Annotated in this window: 14 protein-coding genes; 11 read left to right on the top strand and 3 right to left on the bottom strand. The window is 69.8% G+C overall.

The features are described 5' to 3' along the window. Window positions 1-7: 7 nt before the first annotated feature. The 3 genes from Q7X29_RS02380 (at window position 8) to Q7X29_RS02370 (ending at window position 3,584) form a co-directional block, all read left to right on the top strand. Window positions 8-511, top strand: coding sequence for a hypothetical protein (locus tag Q7X29_RS02380; protein WP_218721247.1), 504 nt, complete (start codon window positions 8-10; stop codon window positions 509-511). A gap of 107 nt (window positions 512-618) precedes the next feature. Further along, window positions 619-2,790 (top strand): molybdopterin-dependent oxidoreductase, encoded by a 2,172-nt coding sequence (locus Q7X29_RS02375; protein WP_316573156.1) that lies wholly within the window; start codon window positions 619-621, stop codon window positions 2,788-2,790. A gap of 170 nt (window positions 2,791-2,960) precedes the next feature. After that, the gene (locus Q7X29_RS02370) at window positions 2,961-3,584 is read left to right on the top strand and encodes a pyridoxamine 5'-phosphate oxidase family protein (protein WP_218721245.1); all 624 of its coding nucleotides are present in this window, start codon (window positions 2,961-2,963) and stop codon (window positions 3,582-3,584) included. A 1-nt stretch (window position 3,585) separates the two neighbouring features. On the opposite strand, the gene Q7X29_RS02365 is transcribed toward Q7X29_RS02370, so the two are convergent. Continuing rightward, window positions 3,586-4,083 (bottom strand): GtrA family protein, encoded by a 498-nt coding sequence (locus Q7X29_RS02365; protein WP_255588564.1) that lies wholly within the window; start codon window positions 4,081-4,083, stop codon window positions 3,586-3,588. A gap of 15 nt (window positions 4,084-4,098) precedes the next feature. On the opposite strand from Q7X29_RS02365, the gene Q7X29_RS02360 reads away from it, so the two are divergent. The 3 genes from Q7X29_RS02360 (at window position 4,099) to Q7X29_RS02350 (ending at window position 8,444) form a co-directional block, all read left to right on the top strand. Continuing rightward, entirely contained in the window at window positions 4,099-5,526 is a 1,428-nt protein-coding gene (locus Q7X29_RS02360) for an FAD-binding oxidoreductase (protein WP_218721244.1), read from the top strand. Then, window positions 5,523-6,302: a decaprenylphospho-beta-D-erythro-pentofuranosid-2-ulose 2-reductase gene (locus Q7X29_RS02355; RefSeq protein ID WP_218721243.1), complete on the top strand. Its 780-nt coding sequence runs from the start codon at window positions 5,523-5,525 to the stop codon at window positions 6,300-6,302. The genes Q7X29_RS02360 and Q7X29_RS02355 overlap by 4 nt, the downstream gene beginning before the upstream one ends. Before the next feature lie 171 nt (window positions 6,303-6,473). Next, window positions 6,474-8,444 (top strand): arabinofuranosyltransferase, encoded by a 1,971-nt coding sequence (locus Q7X29_RS02350; RefSeq protein WP_316573155.1) that lies wholly within the window; start codon window positions 6,474-6,476, stop codon window positions 8,442-8,444. Window positions 8,445-8,534: 90 nt separating this feature from the next. On the opposite strand, the gene Q7X29_RS02345 is transcribed toward Q7X29_RS02350, so the two are convergent. Further along, window positions 8,535-9,164 carry a TIGR03086 family metal-binding protein gene (locus Q7X29_RS02345; RefSeq protein ID WP_218721241.1) on the bottom strand — a complete coding sequence of 210 codons (630 nt, stop codon included), beginning with the start codon at window positions 9,162-9,164 and terminating at the stop codon, window positions 8,535-8,537. Window positions 9,165-9,257: 93 nt separating this feature from the next. On the opposite strand from Q7X29_RS02345, the gene Q7X29_RS02340 reads away from it, so the two are divergent. From Q7X29_RS02340 to Q7X29_RS02320, 5 genes are all read left to right on the top strand, one after another. Continuing rightward, the gene (locus tag Q7X29_RS02340; RefSeq protein ID WP_316573154.1) at window positions 9,258-10,211 is read left to right on the top strand and encodes a helix-turn-helix transcriptional regulator; all 954 of its coding nucleotides are present in this window, start codon (window positions 9,258-9,260) and stop codon (window positions 10,209-10,211) included. 176 nt (window positions 10,212-10,387) lie between these two features. Beyond that, complete coding sequence (locus Q7X29_RS02335) at window positions 10,388-10,930, top strand: hypothetical protein (protein WP_316573153.1); 543 nt, start codon at window positions 10,388-10,390, stop codon at window positions 10,928-10,930. A gap of 214 nt (window positions 10,931-11,144) precedes the next feature. Continuing rightward, window positions 11,145-11,657, top strand: coding sequence for a hypothetical protein (locus Q7X29_RS02330; RefSeq protein WP_218721238.1), 513 nt, complete (start codon window positions 11,145-11,147; stop codon window positions 11,655-11,657). 94 nt (window positions 11,658-11,751) lie between these two features. Continuing rightward, the gene (locus tag Q7X29_RS02325; RefSeq protein ID WP_316573244.1) at window positions 11,752-15,039 is read left to right on the top strand and encodes an arabinosyltransferase domain-containing protein; all 3,288 of its coding nucleotides are present in this window, start codon (window positions 11,752-11,754) and stop codon (window positions 15,037-15,039) included. Between the two features lie 173 nt (window positions 15,040-15,212). Further along, a complete protein-coding gene (locus Q7X29_RS02320) occupies window positions 15,213-15,374 on the top strand; it encodes a hypothetical protein (protein WP_218721237.1) in 162 nt (53 codons plus the stop codon). Window positions 15,375-15,449: 75 nt separating this feature from the next. Here the strand turns inward: Q7X29_RS02320 and Q7X29_RS02315 are convergent, their stop codons facing one another. Further along, a complete protein-coding gene (locus Q7X29_RS02315) occupies window positions 15,450-18,782 on the bottom strand; it encodes an arabinosyltransferase domain-containing protein (protein WP_316573152.1) in 3,333 nt (1,110 codons plus the stop codon). Window positions 18,783-18,943: the final 161 nt, after the last annotated feature.

Below are 18,943 nucleotides of genomic sequence, written 5' to 3'. Positions count from 1 at the left end.
TCGGGGAATGGAGAACACAGTGCGCACGACGTTTCCGACCACCACCACGGGCACCGAGAAGGGTGCCGCCGCGCAGGAGTACGCCGCGCGGGGCTGGACGGTTGCCGAAACGGCCAACGGCCTGTGCCTGATCACCGACGATGACATCTCGGCTATCGAGGTCACCGGTGAGATGGCGGGCGAGGTCCGCCGATTCCTGCGCGCCAACAACCTGTCCGGCCCCGTGATCGAGATCCCGGGCCAGGAGCGTCGCGAGATCCACCTGGTCACCGGCGTCCGCAAGGCCGCCATGGCGATCGAGGCCATGCGCGAGGCCGGTGTCGTCGTACACACCGACGGTGCCAGCATCCCGCTGCCCCCGACCCAGCTCGCCGCCGGCTCCGCCGCCTGGAGCGTCGCCCCGTCCGAGGCCCGCTGGGTCCCGCCGGTCGTCGCCCTCGGTGCCGCCGTCCGCGCCGCCGCGAGCCGCAAGCGCGCCACCCTGACCCCCACGCTGACCCTGGCCAGCTGAGGTAACCAACAGCCCGAACCCTCGACCGCGACGCCTCCCCGACGTCGCGGTCGAGGGTTTTCGGCGTTTTCGAACCCGGGCACCGCGCGCGGCGTAAGGATGGGGACATGGCTCCGCGAACGCTGCTACGCACCTGTCCGCTGTGTGAGGCCGTCTGCGGCCTGACCATCACCCTCGACGAGGCCGACCGGGTGCTCTCGGTCCGCGGCGATCGCGACGACCCGTTCAGCAAGGGCTTCCTCTGCCCGAAGGGCGCGAGCTTCGGCAAGCTCGACGACGACCCCGACCTGGTCACCACCCCGCTCATCCGCGAGGGCGACACGTTCCGCCCCGCGAGCTGGGACGAGGCCTTCGACCTGATCGCGGCCGGGTTCGCCGCGGTCAACGCGGCGCACGGCAGCGGCGCGACCGCGATCTACCTCGGCAATCCCAACGCGCACACCGTCGCGGGGGCGCTGTATCTGCCCGCGCTGATCCGCGCGCTGAGCACCCGGCACATCTACACCGCCAGCACCGCCGACCAGATGCCCAAGCAGGTCGCCGCCGGGCTCATGTTCGGCGACCCGCTGACGGTGCCGGTCCCCGACCTGGACCGCACCGACTTCCTGCTGATGCTCGGCGCGAACCCGCTCGAATCCAACGGCTCGCTGTGCACCGCGCCGGACTTTCCCGGCAGGCTCAAGGCGCTGCGGGCGCGCGGCGGCAAGCTCGTCGTCGTCGACCCGAGGGCGACCAGGACCGCCGACCTCGCCGACGAGCATCTGTTCATCCGGCCGGGCGCTGACGCGTACCTGCTGTTCGCGGTGATCCACACGCTCTTCGCCGAGAACTTGGTCGACCTGCGGATCGAGGTCGACGGCCTCGACGAGCTGCGCGCCGCGTCCCAGGAGTTCGCCCCGGACGCGGTGGTCGAGCGCACCGGCATTCCCGCCGACGCCATCCGCGCCCTGGCCCGCGACCTCGCCGCCGCGCCGACGGCGGCCGTCTACGCCAGGATCGGCACCTGCACCGCCGAGTTCGGCACCGTCACCCAGTGGCTGGTCGACGCGATCAACGCGCTGACCGGCAATCTCGACGCCCCCGGCGGCGCCATGTTCGCCACCGCCGCGGCGGGCGGCATCGCGCGCAGCAAGCCGTTCCGGCCGGGCCGCTGGACCAGCCGGGTGCGCGGGCTGCCCGAGGCGATGGGCGAACTGCCGGTGGCGACCCTCGCCGACGAGATCGAGACCCCCGGTCAGGGCCAGATCCGGGCGCTGGTCACGGTCGCGGGCAATCCGGTGCTGTCCGCGCCCAGCGGCGCCCGGCTGGACCGGGGGCTGGCCGAGCTGGACTTCATGGTCAGCGTGGATCGGTACGTCAACGAGACGACCCGGCACGCGAAGGTGATCCTGCCGCCCCCGCGCTCGGTGCAGTCACCGCACTACGACTTCGCGCTGTTGCAGTTCGCGGTGCGCAACTACGCGCGCTACTCGCCGCCGCTGGTCCCGCTCGACGGGCGGCCGTCCGAGTCGGCGGTCATCGCGCGGCTCGCCGCCGCCGTCAGCGGGCAGCCGCACGACGGCACCGGCGCCGCGAGCCCGATCGCCGTGGTCGACGAGCTGGTCATCGCCGGCATGCTGCACAAGGCGGGGATGAGCGACCGGCGCGACGAGCTGGACGGCGTCGACACCACCGAACAGCGCATCGACCTGATGCTCAAGCTCGGCCCCTACGGCGCGTGGAACGGCGGCGAACTGAGCCTGCGCACCCTGCTCGACAATCCGCACGGCCTCGACCTTGGCCCGTTGCGGCCGCGCCTGCCCGGCGTCCTGCGCACCGCAACCGGCCGGGTCGACCTGGCCCCGCGCCTGCTGCTCGACGATGTCGGCAGGCTGCGCGGCAGGCTGGCGGCGAGCGCACCGGAGATGGTGCTGATCGGGCGCAGGCAGCTGCGCTCCAACAACAGCTGGATGCACAACATCGCCGGTCTGGTCGGCGGATCGAACCGCTGCACCCTCCAGATCCACCCCGACGACGCGACCAGACTCGGCCTCGGCGAGCAGGCCGCGATCAGCTCGGCGGCGGGCTCGCTGACCGTCCAGGTCGAGCAGACGCCGACGATCATGCCCGGCGTGGTGAGTTTGCCGCACGGCTGGGGACACGGCGCGAGCACCACGCAATCGGTAGCCAGCGCGCACGCCGGCGTGAACGCCAATGTGCTGACCGACGATTCGGTGGTCGACGCGATCTCCGGCACCGCGGTCTTCAACGGAGTACCGGTGAAGGTAGAACCGGCCTGATCGGTCTACCTCGGGAAACCCTTGCGCAAACCGGACTTTCGTACCATTCGCAACAATGGACTCGCCCCACGGCTTGTGACAGTCCCCTACACTGGGTGAGATTGCGGTCACAAGCGGGGGTTTCAGCGCGAAACCCGCATCACCCGGTTCGGCTAGCAGAGGGGGCCCCGATGCCCGAGAAACACGTCGGCAGCGACGGAGAGCACGAGCTTCAGGACACGTTGGGCACGACCGAAAGGGCTGGACGCTTCTACGACGACCAAGTGATCGACTACCTGAACCCGTCGATGGTCGAATTCGTCGGGCGGATGGACATGGCCTTCATCTCCACCGCCGACGCGCACGGCGAATGCGACGCCAGTTTCCGGGCGGGCACACCGGGATTCCTGCACGTGATCGACGAACGCACGATTGCGTACCCCGAATATCGAGGTAACGGGGTGATGGCCAGCCTCGGCAACATCCTCGAGAACCCCCATGTCGGAATCCTGATGATCGACTTCGTGCGCGATCTGATCGGTCTGCACATCAACGGCAAGGCTCGCATGGTTGCCGACAGTGAGCTACGGGAGACCGTCGGCGATCTGCCCGCCGCCGAACGCGGCAAGACCTCGCAGGTATGGGTCGTCGTCGACGTGGAAGAGGCTTACATCCACTGCCGCAAGCACATTCCGCAGATGGTGCCCGTCGCGCGGGATCGGCGCGAGTGGGGCACCGACAACGTCAGGGCCAAGGGCGGCGACTACTTCGGCGTCAAGGCGGGCAAGCAGCCCGCACCCGCCAAGGCCAGCTGACCTACTTGATCTTGAAGATCACCGCACGCTGCACGACGAAGTTGATGACGGTGGCGGTGCCCTGCGCGATCACGAACGCCAGCGGCTGCCGCCACCACTCGCCGGGCAGCGCGAAGTACAGCGCCGCGTTGATGCCGACCTGCACGGCGAAGGTGACCGCGTAGAGCACGACGACGGCGATGAACCGCGCCCTGCTCGGCTCGGCCTTGAACGTCCAGCGCCGGTTGATCAGGTACGCGGTCGTCGTCCCGCAGACGAAGCTGATCGCCTTGGCGAGGCTCACCGGCAGGCCGAGCAGGTTCAGCAGCAGGCTGTAGATGCCGTAGTCGACGATCGCCGAGAGACCGCCGGTCAGCGTGAACCGCACGATCTGCGTCTTCAGGTCTACGTCGGTTCCACCGGGCTCGTCGACCAGCGGAATCTCGGCGGGAAGCGGCAGATGCGGTTGGGCTTGCACGTGAGGAAGACTACGAGACCGGCCGCGTGTCCCGCCATGCATGTAGCCTCTTAGCCGATGTCCGAGAACATTCCGACCGCCACCGGCGAGGCGTTTGCGCTGAATACGCGTACGCGCAAGCTCACCGGATGGGGTCGCACCGCACCCACCTCCGCCGAAGTGCTCTCGACCAGCGATCCCGAGTTGATCGTCAAGGCCGTGAGCATGGTCGCCGAGGACAACGACTCCAAGCCGGCGCACCTGCGACGCGGCGTGATCGCGCGTGGCCTCGGCCGCTCCTACGGGGACAACTCGCAGAACGCGGGCGGCCTCGTGATCGACATGCCCGCGCTGAACAAGATCCACCGCATCGACGCCGCGACCCGCCTGGTCGACGTCGACGGCGGTGTCGATCTGGATCAGCTGATGAAGGCGGCGCTGCCGTTCGGCCTCTGGGTGCCCGTCCTACCCGGGACCAGGCAGGTCACCATCGGCGGCGCGATCGGCTCCGATATCCACGGCAAGAACCATCACAGCGCGGGCAGCTTCGGCAACCACGTCCGCTCGATGGACCTGCTGACCGCCGACGGCGTGGTCCGCACGATCACCGCCGAGTCCGACCCCGAGCTGTTCTGGGCGACCATCGGCGGCTGCGGCCTGACCGGCATCATCCTGCGCGCGACCATCGAGATGACGCCGACCGAGACGGCGTACTTCATCGCCGACGGCGACGTCACCGCCACCCTCGACGAGACCATCGCCTTCCACAGCGACGGCTCCGAGGGCAACTACGAGTACAGCTCGGCCTGGTTCGACGCGATCAGCCCGCTGCCGAAGCTGGGCCGCGCCGCCATCTCGCGCGGCAACCTGGCCAAGCTCGACCAGCTGCCCGCGAAGCTGCAGAAGGACCCGCTGCGGTTCAACGGCAAGACCTTCTTCACCCTGCCCGACGTGTTCCCGAACGGGCTGGCCAACAAGTACACCTTCGGCCCGATCGGCGAGGTCTGGTACCGCAAGTCGGGCACCTACCGCGGCAAGGTCCAGAATCTGACGCAGTTCTACCACCCGCTCGACATGCTGGGTGAGTGGAACCGTGGCTACGGCTCCAACGGCTTCCTGCAGTACCAGTTCGTGGTGCCGCCGGAGTCGGTCGAGGAGTTCAAGCGGATCATCATCGACATCCAGGGCTCCGGCTTCTACTCCTTCCTCAATGTGTTCAAGCTGTTCGGCCCGGGCAACCAGGCGCCGTTGAGCTTCCCCATGGAGGGCTGGAACATCTGCGTCGACTTCCCGATCTCGCGCGGGCTCAACGAGTTCGTCAGCGATCTGGACCGGCGGGTGCTCGAGTTCGGCGGCCGGCTCTACACCGCCAAGGACTCGCGGACCAGCGCCGAGTCGTTCCACAAGATGTACCCGCGGATCGACGAGTGGATCAAGGTCCGCCGCAGCGTCGACCCGACCGGCGTGTTCATGTCCGATATGGCCAGGAGGCTGGAGCTCCAGTGATCAACGCAGTTGGCAACCCGCAGACCATCCTGCTGTTCGGCGGCACCTCCGAGATCGGTCTCGCGATCTGCGCCGAGTACCTGCGCAAGGGCCCGGCCCGGGTCGTGCTGGCCAACCTGCCCGGCGATCCGCTGCTCGAGGGCGCGGTCGCCACGCTGAAGGCGGCGGGCGCGACCCAGGTCGACGTCATCGACTTCGACGCGCTCGACACCGAGTCGCACCCGAAGGTCGTCGACCAGGCGTTCGCCGCGGGTGACGTCGACGTCGCCATCGTGGCGTTCGGGGTGCTCGGCGACGCCGAGGAGCTGTGGCAGAACCAGCGCAAGGCGGTCATGACCGTCGGCATCAACTACACCGCCGGCGTCTCGGTGGGTGTGCTGGTCGGCGACAAGTTCAAGGCGCAGGGCCACGGCCGGTTCATCGTGATGTCCTCGGTGGCCGGTGAGCGCGTCCGTCGCTCCAACTTCGTCTACGGCTCGACCAAGGCCGGCCTGGACGGCTTCTACCTCGGCCTCGGCGAGGCGCTGCGCCCGCACGGTCCGCGCGTCACCGTGGTGCGGCCGATGCAGGTGCGCACCTCGGCGACGAAGGCGCACTGGGAGGCCACCGGCTCCAAGGAAGCCCCGCTCACGGTCGATCCCGAGGACGTGGCCCGGCTCGCCGTCGCCGCCTCCGAGAAGGGCACCGAGATCGTCTGGGCGCCCGGCGAGGCCCGCTTCCTGATGTCGGCGCTGCGCCACGTGCCGCGCCCGATCTTCCGCAAGCTGCCGATCTGATCCACCGCTCGTCCTGAACTGCCGCATCCTCTCCGAGGGTGCGGCAGTTCTCGTTCACCGACTACGCCGTGCCCGGCTCGGATCCGTCGTCGGCCGAGCCGACCGACCGGGCCGACTCCACTAGGCTGGCCCGGACCGTGGAGCCCAGTGGAGCCGGAGGATTGCGCGCCGATGACGACCAACGATGAGGTGCGGACGGGGCGCAGGATCGGGTCAGGGCTCGCCGAGGGCGCGACGGCGGCGCTGGTGGCGCTCGTCGTCGCGGCGGTCGGCCTGTACGCCTTCTCGGCGGTGCAGTGGCCTGCGTTCAACTCCTCCAACGTGACTCGGGCGCTGACGACCGTCGGGCAGGTCGTCGCGGTCGCGCTGCTCGTCGTCTCGGTGCTGCTGATCCGGCTGCGCAAGTGGCCGGTGGTCGCGAAACTGGCTTCCTGGGTGGGTATCTCGAGCTTCGTGACGGTGACGCTCGGGATGCCGCTGGCAGCGACCAAGCTCTACCTGTTCGGTGTCTCGGTGGATCAGGAGTTCCGCACCGAGTACCTGACCCGGCTCACCGACAGCGCCGCGCTGCGGGATATGACCTATGTGGACATCCCGCCCTTCTATCCGGCCGGGTGGTTCTGGATCGGTGGCCGGGTGGGCAACGTGCTCGGTATGGACGGCTGGGAAGTGTTCAAACCGTACGCGATCGGGCTGCTCGCGATCGCCGCGGCGGTGGCGCTGGTGCTGTGGACCCAGTTGGTGCGCGCCGATCTCGCGGTGGGCGCCGCGGCGGCCGTGACCGCGATGACGCTGGCGTACGCCTCGCCCGAGGCGTACGGGGCGGTACTGGTGGTGTTCCTTCCGCCCGTGCTGGTGCTGGCCTGGGGTGCGCTGCACCGATCCTCGGGTGGCTGGGGCGCGGTGCTCGGCACGGGGCTGTTCCTCGGCGTCGCCGCCTGTTTCTACACGCTGTACCTGGCGATCGCGGCGTTCACCGTGGTGCTGATGGCCGTGGTGGCGGCGGGTGTCGCGGTGTACACGCGGCGCGAAGACCTGCGTCCCAGGGTCGGCGGTCCGCGCGCGGTCGGCGGCCCGGCGCCATGGCGGGCGGCGATCGCGCCGCTGACCAAGCTGGTCGCCATGGGCGCGATCGCCGTGGTGCTCGCGCTGGTGGTGTGGGCGCCCTACCTGCTGAAAATGCTGTCGGGCGCGAAGCTGCCGTCCGGCAACGCCTTCCACTATCTGCCGCAGTCGGGCGCCGAGCTGGCGTTCCCCATGCTGGAGTTCTCGCTGCGAGGTGCGCTGTGCCTGCTCGGGACGCTGTGGCTGGTGCTGCGGGCCGGTTCGTCGCGACGGGCGCAGGCGCTGGGGCTCGGCGTGCTGGCGATCTATCTGTGGACCCTGCTGTCGATGGCGGCGACCGCGGCGGGGACGACGCTGCTCTCGTTCCGGCTGGAGCCGGTGCTGCTCGCGGTCCTCGCCGCGGCGGGCGTCTTCGGGTTCGTCGAGCTCGCCGGGGTGATCTACCGGGCGCTGCACGAGCCGGCGCCGGCGCGGATCGCGGCCGGTGTGCTCGCCGTGCTGGGCACGCTGGCCTTCGCCCAGCACATCCCGACCGTGCTCACCCACGAGATCGACACCGCCTACACCGATACCGTGCCCACCGATACCCCCACCGCCGACGGCACTTTCGGCGAGCGGGCCGACAAGCGCAAGCCCTCGGCCGTGGCCTACTACCACGCCGTGGACGAAGCCCTGTTGGCTCGGACCGGCCGTCCCCGTGACGAATCCGTCGTCCTCACCGCCGACACCAGCTTCCTCGCCTTCTACCCCTACTTCGGCTTCCAGGCCCTCACCTCGCACTACGCGAACCCGCTGTCGGACTTCAAGGCCCGCGCCGCCACCATCGCCGCCTGGAGCAAACTCGACTCGTCCCCCGCCCTCCTCGACGCCATGGCCACCGCACCCTGGCGCGCCCCCGACGCCTTCCTCTTCCGCCGCGACGGCGACACCTACACCCTGCGCCTCGCCGAGGACGTCTACCCCAACGACCCGAACGTCAAGCGCTACACGGTCGCCTTCCCGAAGACCCTCTTCACCGACCCCGCCTTCACCACCACCGACATCGGCCCCTTCACCCTGATCACCGTCCGCCGCTGATCCCTGGCTCGATCCGCCGCACGGGTCAGCGCGGCTACCTGCGGGCGGGGCACGCGGTACACACTCTGCAGCACGCACACCGCTCGTCGCTCAGGCGGTGGGGCGGCCGAGGTAGTGCAGCAGGTCGTCGATCGGGCCTGTGGAAGTGGTCTCGACGATGGGGGCGTAGGCGCCCCACTGGCGCAGGGGTTCGATGATCTCGGCGTCGTCGCCGCTGCCGGGAGCCGCGTGGACGGTGCGGGCCGCGGTCAGCAGGTGGGTGGCCAGGTCGGCGGTGAGCGGGGACGGCCGGCCGGTGGCCACGGCGATGTCCCAGGCGTGCACGGCGGCGTCGAGGGCGGCCAGGGTGGCGGCGACCGGGGTGGGCAGCTCGCCGTGCGGGAGCGGGGTGGGGACGGTCGCGGTGTCGTCGGCGACGGTGGCCCAGGCGGCGGCGGTCTCGTCGACGGCCGCGCGGACCAGCTCGATGGCGGAACCGTCGATGGTGCCGGACGGGTCGAAGGGGTTGTAGCTCGGGCCGGGACCGACGCCGAGGGCGGCGGCGTAGGCGAGCTGGTCGCCCGCCGCGTGCTGGACGACCTGGGCGACGGTCCATTCCGAGCACGGGGTCGGCAGGTCCCACTGGTCGGCGCCCACGCCGGCGACGACGTCGCTGAGGGCCTGGTAGGAGGTGGCGACCACGTCGCGCCAGACGGTCTCGAGGGCTGCGGTGCTGTTCATGATGAAGCCTTCCTTGTCGGTGATGACTCCAGCCTAGAAACCTATTAGGCTCGTTTCTTTCCTAATTTCTCCACGACTTCCGACGAGGTGGGAATGGCCGCGACGACACCCCGCGTCCTGCGTCTGCTCGCCCTGCTCCAGGACCGCGCCTACACCGGGCGCGAACTCGCCGAACGCCTCGACATCACCGAACGCACCGTCCGCAACGACATCGCCCGACTGCGCGAGCTCGGCTACCCCGTGCACGCCGAACGCGGCGCGATCGGCGGCTACCGGCTGGGCCGCGGCGCCACCATGCCGCCGCTGCTGCTCGACGACGAGGAAGCGGTCGCCGTCGCCCTGTCGATCGCCGTGGCCGCCGACGGCGCGCTCGCCGTCTCCGATCTGGGCGACCAGCTCGCCAGGGCCCTGCGCAAGATCGAGCAGATCCTGCCGAAACGCTTGCAGCGCAAGGTCTCCGCACTGCACGAGGCCACCGAGATCGGCCCGGCCACCACCGGCTCCCGCGAGCCCGACGCCCCGGTCGCGGCGGGCATCCTCACCACCCTGGCCGACGCCGTGCGCCGCACCACCGCGGTCACCGTCGACGACGGCGTCGAACTGGAGCCGTATCGCCTGATCAACTGGCAACGCCGCTGGTACCTGGTCGCCTACAGCATGAGAACCCATGCCTGGGAGGCGATTCCGGCCGCCCGGATCACCCGTGCGAGCCTGGGTAGCCGGGTGTTCGCCCCTCGCAGGCTGCCCGATGACGACCTGGTCGCCTTCGTCATGCGCCACATCGCGACCACCGGCTGGCGGGTGCACGCGCGCGTGACGGTCCTCGCGCCCGCCGAGACCGTCATCGCCCGGATCAATCCCGCGGTCGGGGTGGTGGAACCGATCGACGCGCGCACCTGCCTGCTGCACACCGGCGCCGACGCGATGGAGACGATCGCGATCTACCTGAGCATGCTGATGATGGATTTCCGCGTCGACGGTCCACCCGAACTGGTCGCGCACCTGCGCACCCTGGCCCGCCGCTATACCGAGTCCACGCCGCCGTGACCGGCCGGACGGATCGTTTCCGTTCTGCCGCAACCCGGTGTCGAGGCCGCTCGACAGCACTACACTGACTGGTGCGGCACGGTCGCCGCCGGCGGGCGAGCACCACGGCGGATGGCGTTGGAATCTTCGATCCTGCACGTCACGGGTCTCGGCGACCCGCTACCGGAGGAGGACGTATGTCCGATCCGTTGCACACGAGGGTGTGCCTCACCGGCCTGAACTGCTCCTGCCCGAGCATCAGCTTCTTCGTGGTGCCCGAGCCCCTGGTCCGCGGCGGGCAGATGCTGCACCTGCTCGAACAGGCCCCGGTCGCGGGACGAATACCCGAGCCGAAACCCGACACCGAACTGATCGAGCTGATCGAAGCCGTCCGCACGCCGCTGAGCACCCGCGGCCTCGCCCACCTCGAGCGCGTCGCCTTCGCGGGCCCGCGCCACGATCCGCCGACCGCGCGCACCGTCCTGCACGACCATCTCATCGAGGAACCGCAACCGTGGGGTCTGGACGTGGACGATCCGGCGGAGCTGGTCCGGCTGGATCTGCTGCCCGAGCACCGCATCGGCCCGCGCCGCATCGATGATTTCCAGGCGCATTCGGTGCGCCAGGCGATGGCGGCGGTCTATCGGTACTTCGGGATCGATCAACGCATCCCGCTCGTCTATCACGGATTCGCGGACCCACTGGACGGTTGGTTCGCGCTGCGCGCTTCCGCGGCCTGAACGCGCTGGTCAGAAGCACACAACCGGCTGTTGTGTTGATCGACACCCGGTAGCTACTGGTATGCGGGAACGCGATAGACCACAATATGTCCGGTCAGTGTCAACAAACCGCACGGTTCGTGTCGCGGGGCGGGTACGCTGCGAAATGTTGGAAGTTCGGCCGACCGAAATCAGTTTTGGTAGTGCTGATCGGTACGGATGCAGAGGTATAGCTATGACGCTCAGCAGACCCGAGCGGATCGATCTCTTGCTGACACGTCCGCACCGTCAAGAACCCGAGCCGGCGCCCCGCGAACAGCTGGCCACGCTCGGCGAGATCGAACAGACGGTCGTCGACGCCGCGATCGCGATGCTCGCGCCGGGCCAGAAGTTCGCGCTGCTGTGGTCGTTGCAGGTCGGCGAGCAGGCCGTGGCGGGCGTGCAGGTCAAGGAGCGCGACGGATCGGTCACCAACATGGTGCCGCCCGCCGAGGTGCTCGAGTACCTGATCGATCACAAGCGCATGTCCTACGACCCGAGCGTCGGCACCTGGCTCAGCGCCGAGATCTTCATCGCCGGGCCCACCCGCTACAAGGCCACCTTCGCCACCGGCACCGTCGCGGACTGGATGCCGGAGGTCTCCGAGGAGGACCTGCGGCACGAGTTCGACGCTTTCCCGCGCCCCGCCGCCGAGATCCCCGATTGGGCCCGCACGCAGCTCGATTGGAGCGACCGCCGGACGGGCTGAGCCCCGTTGTGCCGCGGCGCCGAGTCGCGCACAGGTTCGATGGCTAGCATCAACCCCCGTGCTGCGATCTGAACGAGCGTTCACCCGATACCGCATGGTCGCCCTCGTCTGCGGGCTCCTCGGTTTCGTGCTTGCCCTGCTGACGCCGCTGCTGCCGGTGCGCCAGGACCGCGCGAGCCTGGACTGGCCGCAACCCGGCGCGACCAGTGTCGAGGCACCGCTGGTGTCGTATGTGCCGCAGCAGCTCGACGCGCAGCTGCCGTGCACGATGTTGCGCGACCTGCCCGAGACCGGGACCACGACGCTGGTCGGCACCATCCCGGCGGCCTCCGGCCAGACCTCGCGTGGCCTCACCGTCGCCGTGCGCGACGGGGTGCTCGGGGTGCAGGCGCGCGACGTGCCGATGCTCTCGGCGCCGGTCACCGAGCTCGCGAACTGCGACCGGATCACCATCACCTCCACCATCGCGGCCACCACGGTCGAGTTCACCGGGGTGACGCGCCAGGACGGCAGCCCGTTCCGCAACACCGTCACCGTCGACAAGCGGCCCCAGATCGTCGGCGTCTTCACCGATCTCGACGCCGCCGCGCTCAGCGGCGCCCGCGTGCACGCCGACATCGATTCCCGCTTCACCTCCACGCCGACCACGCTCAAGCTGGTGACGATGATCGCCGCCGCGGTCCTCACCGTCCTCGCGCTGATCGCGCTGCATCTGCTCGACACCACCGACGGCAGGCGCGCGCGCCGGTTCCTGCCGCGGCACTGGTGGCGGATCACGCCGACCGACGTCGTCGTGGTCGTGACGCTGCTGGGCTGGCATGTCATCGGCGCCAACACCTCCGACGACGGCTACATCCTGAACATGGCCCGTGCGTCGGGCCCGTCGGGCTACATGGCCAACTACTACCGCTGGTTCGGCGTCCCCGAGGCCCCGTTCGGCTGGTCCTACGAGTTGCTGGCCTGGATGACCAAGGTCTCCGACGCCAGCCCCTGGATGCGCCTGCCCGCCCTCGCCGCCGGCCTGGTGTGCTGGGCGGTGATCAGCCGGGAAGTACTGCCGCGCCTGGGCGCCCGGGTGCGCCGCGACAAGGTGGCGCTGTGGACGGCCGGGCTGGTGTTCCTGGCGTTCTGGCTGCCCTACGACAACGGACTGCGCCCCGAGCCGCTGATCGCGGCGGGCGCGCTGCTCACCTGGTGCCTGATCGAACGCGCCATCGCCACCGCCCGGCTGCTGCCCGCGGCGCTGGCGATCCTGGTCGCCGCGTTCTCGCTGGCCGCCGGGCCGACCGGGTTGATCTGCATCGCCGCGCTCATCGCGGGGACCAGGCCGGTCATGCAGATCATCATCAAGCGCGCCCAGGGCGTGCGCCCGCGCCGGATCGCCGCCGACGCGCACGCGGCGGACGCCGATCCCGCCGACGCGAGCACCACGAACAGCGAGCGTCCTCGACTGTCGCCGGCGACCACGTTCTTCCGCTACGCCGCCCTGCTCGCGCCGGGACTGGCGGCGGGCACGCTGGTCCTGATCGTGGTCTTCGCCGACCAGACCCTCGCCACCGTCATGGAGGCCACCCGGGTCCGCACGCTCGTCGGCCCCAACGTGGCCTGGTTCGACGAGCGCACCCGCTGGGACTCGCTGTTCATGCTCTCCCCCGACGGCTCGCTGGCGCGCCGTTTCGGCGTGCTGGTGCTGCTGCTGTGCCTGCTCGTGTGCGTCCTGCAGGTGCTGCGCAAGGGCCGCATCCCCGGCACCTCGCGCGGGCCGTCGGTGCGCATCCTCGGCATCGTCTTCGGCGCGCTGCTGCTGATGATGTGGACGCCGACCAAGTGGACCCACCACTTCGGCGTGTACGCCGGGCTGGCCGGGTCGCTGGCCGCGCTGGCCGCGGTCGCGGTGGGCGCCAACGGCATCCGCGCGCCACGCAATCGCGCGCTGTTCACCGCGGCGGTGCTGTTCCTGCTCGCGATGACCTTCACCGGGTCCAACGGCTGGTGGTACGTCTCCAGCTACGGCGTGCCGTTCTGGGACAAGGCGCCGCTGGTGGCGGGCAAGGGCATCTCGACGCTGTTCCTCGGACTCGCCGTGCTGGCGCTGCTGGTCGCGCTCTACTTCCATCTGCGCGATCCCTACCGCACGCCGTCGGCGCCGAACCGCTTCGACCGGTTGGCCACCATGCCGCTGACCATCGCGGCCGCGCTGCTGGTGCTGTTCGAGGTGGCCTCGATGGCCAAGGGCGCGCTCACCCAGTACCCCGCCTACTCGATCGCCAAGTCGAACATCGAGTCGCTGGCCGGGGACACCTGCGGACTCGCCAACGACGTCCTGGTGGAGACGAATACCGCCGATTCGCTGCTCACCCCCTACACCGGCGCCCCCGCCGACGGCCTGAGCGCCGAATCCACCGGCTTCACCCCCAACGGCGTCGCCGCCGACCTCACCGCCGACGCCGACGAGACCGTGGTCGGCGGGGCGAACTCGGTCGACAAGGACTCCGCGAACAAGACCACCAACACCACCGGCGCGGGCACCGGCGGCGGGACGAGCACCGAATCGGGCATCAACGGCAGCACCGTCGCGCTGCCGTTCGGCCTCGACCCCGCGCGCACGCCCGTCCTCGGCTCCTATCAGGACGGCGTGCAGCAGCAGGCCAAGCTGACCTCGCAGTGGTACCGCCTCGACCTCGACACCGTCCGCGACGACCCGGCCTACCAGGCGCTCGTCGTCACCGCGGCCGGGCGCATCCGCTACGTCGACACCGACGGCGTCGTGCACTACGGCCAGGACCTGCGCCTGGAATACGGCACGCGCGCCGCCGACGGCAGTGTCACGATGACCGGCTCGGTCGCGCCGATGGACATCGGCCCCGCGCCGTCCTGGCGCAACCTGCGCGTGCCGCTGGATCAGCTGCCCGCCGGCGTGAACGCGGTGCGCTTGGTCGCCGCCGACAACGACATCACCCAGAAGCAGTGGCTGGCCGTGACGCCGCCCCGGCTGCCGAAGCTGGCGACGCTGCAATCGGTGGTCGGCGAGACCGACCCGGTGCTGCTGGACTGGCACGTCGGCCTGGCCTTCCCCTGCCAGCGGCCCTTCGATCACCACGACGGCGTCGCCGAGGCACCGCAGTGGCGGATCCTGCCCGACCGGGTCGGCTCCGACGCCTCCAACGCCTGGCAGGACGACATCGGCGGCGGCCCGCTCGGGTGGACAGGATTGCTGCTGAAGGCCGAGACTGTCCCCACCTATCTCGACCACGACCTCGGCCGGGACTGGGGCGCACTGGAGCGCTTCACCCCCTACCAGCCCGCGCCGCCCGCCGAGATCTCGGTGACGGTCGTGAACCAGTCGGGACGGGCGAAGGAGCCGGCGATCCGCGCGCAGTAGGGGCCACGCGGACGGGCGAGTGTGACTGTGCCAGCGGAAGGGCAGTGACCGGGCGTATACGCATGTACGGCGCGAAAATCGTAGCGGCCGTTAGCGTTTCGTGTACGTGAAACGCCTGTAAATGCCTGCCGAATGCCCTCCGTCCCCTGGTTTGAGCACGTACCCTGTTGGGTATGACAGGAGCCTTCGATGACATGGATCTGCGAGATCTCGTCGAGCTGCTCAGCGATGACGAGAAAAAGGAACTACGACCGGCTGTGATGCGGGTGCTGGATAGATTGCCTTCGCAAGAGGTATTACGTCGCGACCTCAACCGTCGCATGCTCAACGTCTGACTCCTGCTACCCCGCCAACGACAGAAGGCGCGGCCCCACCGAGTGGGTCCGCGCCTTCCTACTGTCCGGCGTCGATCAGAACACGCGCAGCGGTCCCGGCGTCCACAGGCCGTCGCGGGTCTCGGTGCCCGTCTTCAGCTGCGCGGGCTCGGCCTTGAGGTACTGGTCGTAACGCTCCAGCGAGCCCCAGTCCCGCGCCCAGTCGTCCTTCAGGTAGGTCGGGATGGTCACCCGGCTCGCCAGCATCTGCGAGAAGCCGAGCGGGCCACCGAACTCCTCGGCCTGCCAGGTATCGGTGGAGGAGATCGCCAGCGGGCGATCCGGCAGGATGCGGTAGTTCGGCACCTCGGCGACGCCGTTCTTGTGCGCGAACGGCCGCTGGCACGGGAACTGCAGGCCGACGGCCCAGTCCAGCAGCACCGGTTGGGTGCGGCCGATGAAGGTGTCCAGGGTCTGCAGCTTGGGCACCCGCGGCGGGGTGAACGCCAGCCACTGGTCACCGATCAGGATCGGGTCGTTGGCCATGATGCGGACCGCGTTCGCCTCGGCGGGCAGGTCGGCCAGCGGGACGCGCAGGTTGCGCCAGGACGGGAACGGGCCGATATCGCGGGGCAGGTAGGTGCCCAGCGTGGTGACGCTGCCGTCCGGGTTGCGGGTGCCGTACTCCACGAGCAGCGACTGACCGTACTTGTCGGCGCCGGTGTCGTCCTTGGAGGCGATGCGGCCCGCCGCGGAGATCACGACCAGCGGCGAGTCGTCGGACCGGGCCGGCAGCCCGTACCAGGACGACTCCAGGTGCGCGGGCTGCTGCACGCCCTCCTGGTAGGAGCCGAGGATCGGGGTCCGCGCCGGGTCGAGCCCGAACGGCAGGGCCACGGTCGACCCGTTGACGCCCCGCGCGCCCTCACCGCCGCCGGTGCCCGCGCTCTCGCCTTCGGCGAAGGCCGCGCCGACCGACTGGTTGCTGGTGTTGCCGGTGCCCGGCTTCACCTCGACCGCGTCCGCGGACAGATCGCTCGGCACGCCGTTGGGCGTGAAGCCGACCGAGCCGGTTCCGGCCAGCGGATCGTTCGGGTCGGTGAGCGGCGTGGCCGGATCGACGATCGGATCGAGTCTGCCGCTGTTCGGGTCGGACTCGACGAGCACATCGTTGGCCAGGCCGCAGGCGTTGCCGCCCAGCGCGTCGATGTTGGAGCGGGCCAGCGAGTACGCCGGGTACTGCTGGGTGGCGCCCTTGACCAGCGACAGCACCTCGAACAGCACCATCAGCCCGACCACGACGGTCAGCGGGATGGCGGCGAACTTGCGGATCCGCCTGCCCCGCACGGTCTTCGCCGACGGCTGCGGTTTCACGTAGTCCTCGCGCAGGGCGTACCAGCCGACCAGCGCCAAGGCCACGCCGAACAGGATCAGCATCACCGTGTTGGAGTTGATCCCGCGCAGCGAGATGGTCTTGTCGAACCACGGCACGCCGTAGCTGGAGACATACCAGTAGCCGTTGATGCCCGAGAACGACAGCGCGAGCACGAACAGCAACCCGGCCAGGAAGATCGCCCGGTTCTTGCGTGAGCGCAGCGCGCTCTGCGAGACGGCCACCGCCGTGACCGCGGCCAGCGAACCCGCGATGCCCGCGTAGGCGCCGAAGTGGTGGGTCCACTTCGTCGGGTTGAACATCATGAAGAAGATCGTGCCGAAGACGATCCCCATCAGCCGCCAGGTCGGACCCGACGCGATACCGGGCACCTGACGGCGGCGCAGCAGCACCAGCAGCGTGGTGAACAGGCACAGCAGCATCACCAGGAAGGCGAAGCGCCGGGCCAGCGAGCCGTCGACGGTCTCGACGAACATGTAGTAGTAGCGCAGGTAGTCCTCGTACCAGGCCAGGTTCGGGCCGGTGGCCTGGCGCACCCGGTTGGCCTCCTGGATGCCGGCGAAGGTCTGGTCGCCGTAGACCACGACCAGCACCAGCAGACCCGCCGACGCGATCGGGGCCAGCAGCGGCAGCGTGCCGAACTGCCGGTGCCTGCGCACGATGATCCGCACCAGCGGCCGGATGCCGGCCAGCAGCGCGGCCACACACATCAGGCCGGTCGGGGCCGCGGCCAGGGTGAAGGCCGCGATCAGCACCGCGATCCCGGCGGGCAGCAGCCTGCCGGTGGCGATGGCGCGCTCGATGGAGACCCAGGTGAGCAGCGCGCCGAGGGCGACGATCGGCTCCGAGCGCAGGCCGTTGTCGAACGGCAGCCAGAACGCCAGGAACACCAGGCCGCCGGTCCACAGCGCCACCTGCGAGCGCTTCACCGCGTTGCCGAGGCGGGGCACCACCTCGCGGCTGATGACCATCCAGCACAGGATTCCGCACAGCAGCGCGGGCAGACGCACCCACGGGCTCGCCGTGGAGATCTCGGCGAAGACCTGGATGACGTAGTAGTACCAGCCGAACGGCGCCTCGGGGACGCCGTACCAGCGGAAGTAGTTGGCCGTGTAGCCCGCGTCGGGGGCCACTCGCACCATCGACAGGATGTAGCCGTCGTCGGAGGTGTTGGCGCCGACGAAATGCCAGACCAGCAGCGTGCCGATGACCGCGCCGTCGGCCCAGGTCGGCTTGAGCCAGTTCTTCGGCAGGAACCGGCGGTGCCCGCGCCCGTCGCTGCCGTCGAGCGCGGCCAGCGCGCCCAGCGCCAGCAGAGTGCACAGCACGGCGGCGATGATCGCGACCAGCTTGATCACCGACGGGCTGGAGGAGAAGCGCGAGTCGATCGTCGAGGTCAGCGACAGTCCCGGCGGGACCTCGCCCTTGAGATCGGAGAACACCCCGACGATCTGCGGCCGCAGATCACCGGCGAGCTGACCCTGCACCGGCACCTGCACGGTCTCGACCGCGCCGGGCTGACCGGGGATCGGCCGCTCGATCTCCTTGGTCAGGCCCGTGAACTCGGCCGTGGTGCGGTTCTGATCGGAGCTGATGACGATCGCCGAGCAGCCGTCCATCGCCGCGCGGTCCGCCGAGGCGACCACCGCGTTGCGGTCGACCACGTCGACGGAGGTGTCGGAGACGCGGACGAACAGCGCCTCGAGCGCGGCCCGGTCGCCCTGCGGCGGCGCGGTGGCCAGCAGCATGCCGCCCTGCGCGGGCAGCGTCGCGACCGCCGCGCACGGGATGGTGGCGTTCAGGTCGATCGGCACCTGCGACATCAGCGGTGCCTGGATATTGCCGAGCTTGCCGTTCTGCGGCCAGTTCAGCTGCGCGGTCGTCTGGGTGACCGGCAGGAACGGCGTCGCCACCGCGAAGAGGGCGCCGAGGATTCCGGCGACGAGCGCGATCCATCGCGCGATCCGGAAGTCCTTCGGGGACGCCACCGGTTCGGCAGGTGGCTTGGTGAGAACAGCTGTTGCGGCGTCTGGCACGGTTCGCCATGGTATCCGCACCAGGGTGGTTGTGAGGGGTCGCACGCCATGCCGTCGGACATGGACCGCGCTATGGTGTGAAGCTCAAGCGTTTCATTAAGCATGCGACGTGCGCCGACTGCCGGCGCCGACAGGCTCGCGCCACCCGGCCGGAGGTTTCG

The organism is Nocardia canadensis, assembly GCF_032656385.1.
In the GTDB taxonomy this organism is placed as follows: Bacteria; Actinomycetota; Actinomycetes; order Mycobacteriales; family Mycobacteriaceae; genus Nocardia; species Nocardia canadensis.
This window is presented reverse-complemented; position numbering and strand designations above follow the sequence as displayed.

Excerpts from the sequence above, each read along its gene's own strand:
- Q7X29_RS02380 (WP_218721247.1), top strand. The coding sequence starts at position 8 with ATGGAGAACACAGTGCGCACGACGTTTCCGACCACCACCACGGGCACC.
- Q7X29_RS02375 (WP_316573156.1), top strand. The coding sequence starts at position 619 with ATGGCTCCGCGAACGCTGCTACGCACCTGTCCGCTGTGTGAGGCCGTC.
- Q7X29_RS02370 (WP_218721245.1), top strand. The coding sequence starts at position 2,961 with ATGCCCGAGAAACACGTCGGCAGCGACGGAGAGCACGAGCTTCAGGAC.
- Q7X29_RS02365 (WP_255588564.1), bottom strand. The coding sequence starts at position 4,083 with ATGCATGGCGGGACACGCGGCCGGTCTCGTAGTCTTCCTCACGTGCAA.
- Q7X29_RS02360 (WP_218721244.1), top strand. The coding sequence starts at position 4,099 with ATGTCCGAGAACATTCCGACCGCCACCGGCGAGGCGTTTGCGCTGAAT.
- Q7X29_RS02350 (WP_316573155.1), top strand. The coding sequence starts at position 6,474 with ATGACGACCAACGATGAGGTGCGGACGGGGCGCAGGATCGGGTCAGGG.
- Q7X29_RS02345 (WP_218721241.1), bottom strand. The coding sequence starts at position 9,164 with ATGAACAGCACCGCAGCCCTCGAGACCGTCTGGCGCGACGTGGTCGCC.
- Q7X29_RS02340 (WP_316573154.1), top strand. The coding sequence starts at position 9,258 with ATGGCCGCGACGACACCCCGCGTCCTGCGTCTGCTCGCCCTGCTCCAG.
- Q7X29_RS02335 (WP_316573153.1), top strand. The coding sequence starts at position 10,388 with ATGTCCGATCCGTTGCACACGAGGGTGTGCCTCACCGGCCTGAACTGC.
- Q7X29_RS02330 (WP_218721238.1), top strand. The coding sequence starts at position 11,145 with ATGACGCTCAGCAGACCCGAGCGGATCGATCTCTTGCTGACACGTCCG.
- Q7X29_RS02325 (WP_316573244.1), top strand. The coding sequence starts at position 11,752 with ATGGTCGCCCTCGTCTGCGGGCTCCTCGGTTTCGTGCTTGCCCTGCTG.
- Q7X29_RS02320 (WP_218721237.1), top strand. The coding sequence starts at position 15,213 with ATGACAGGAGCCTTCGATGACATGGATCTGCGAGATCTCGTCGAGCTG.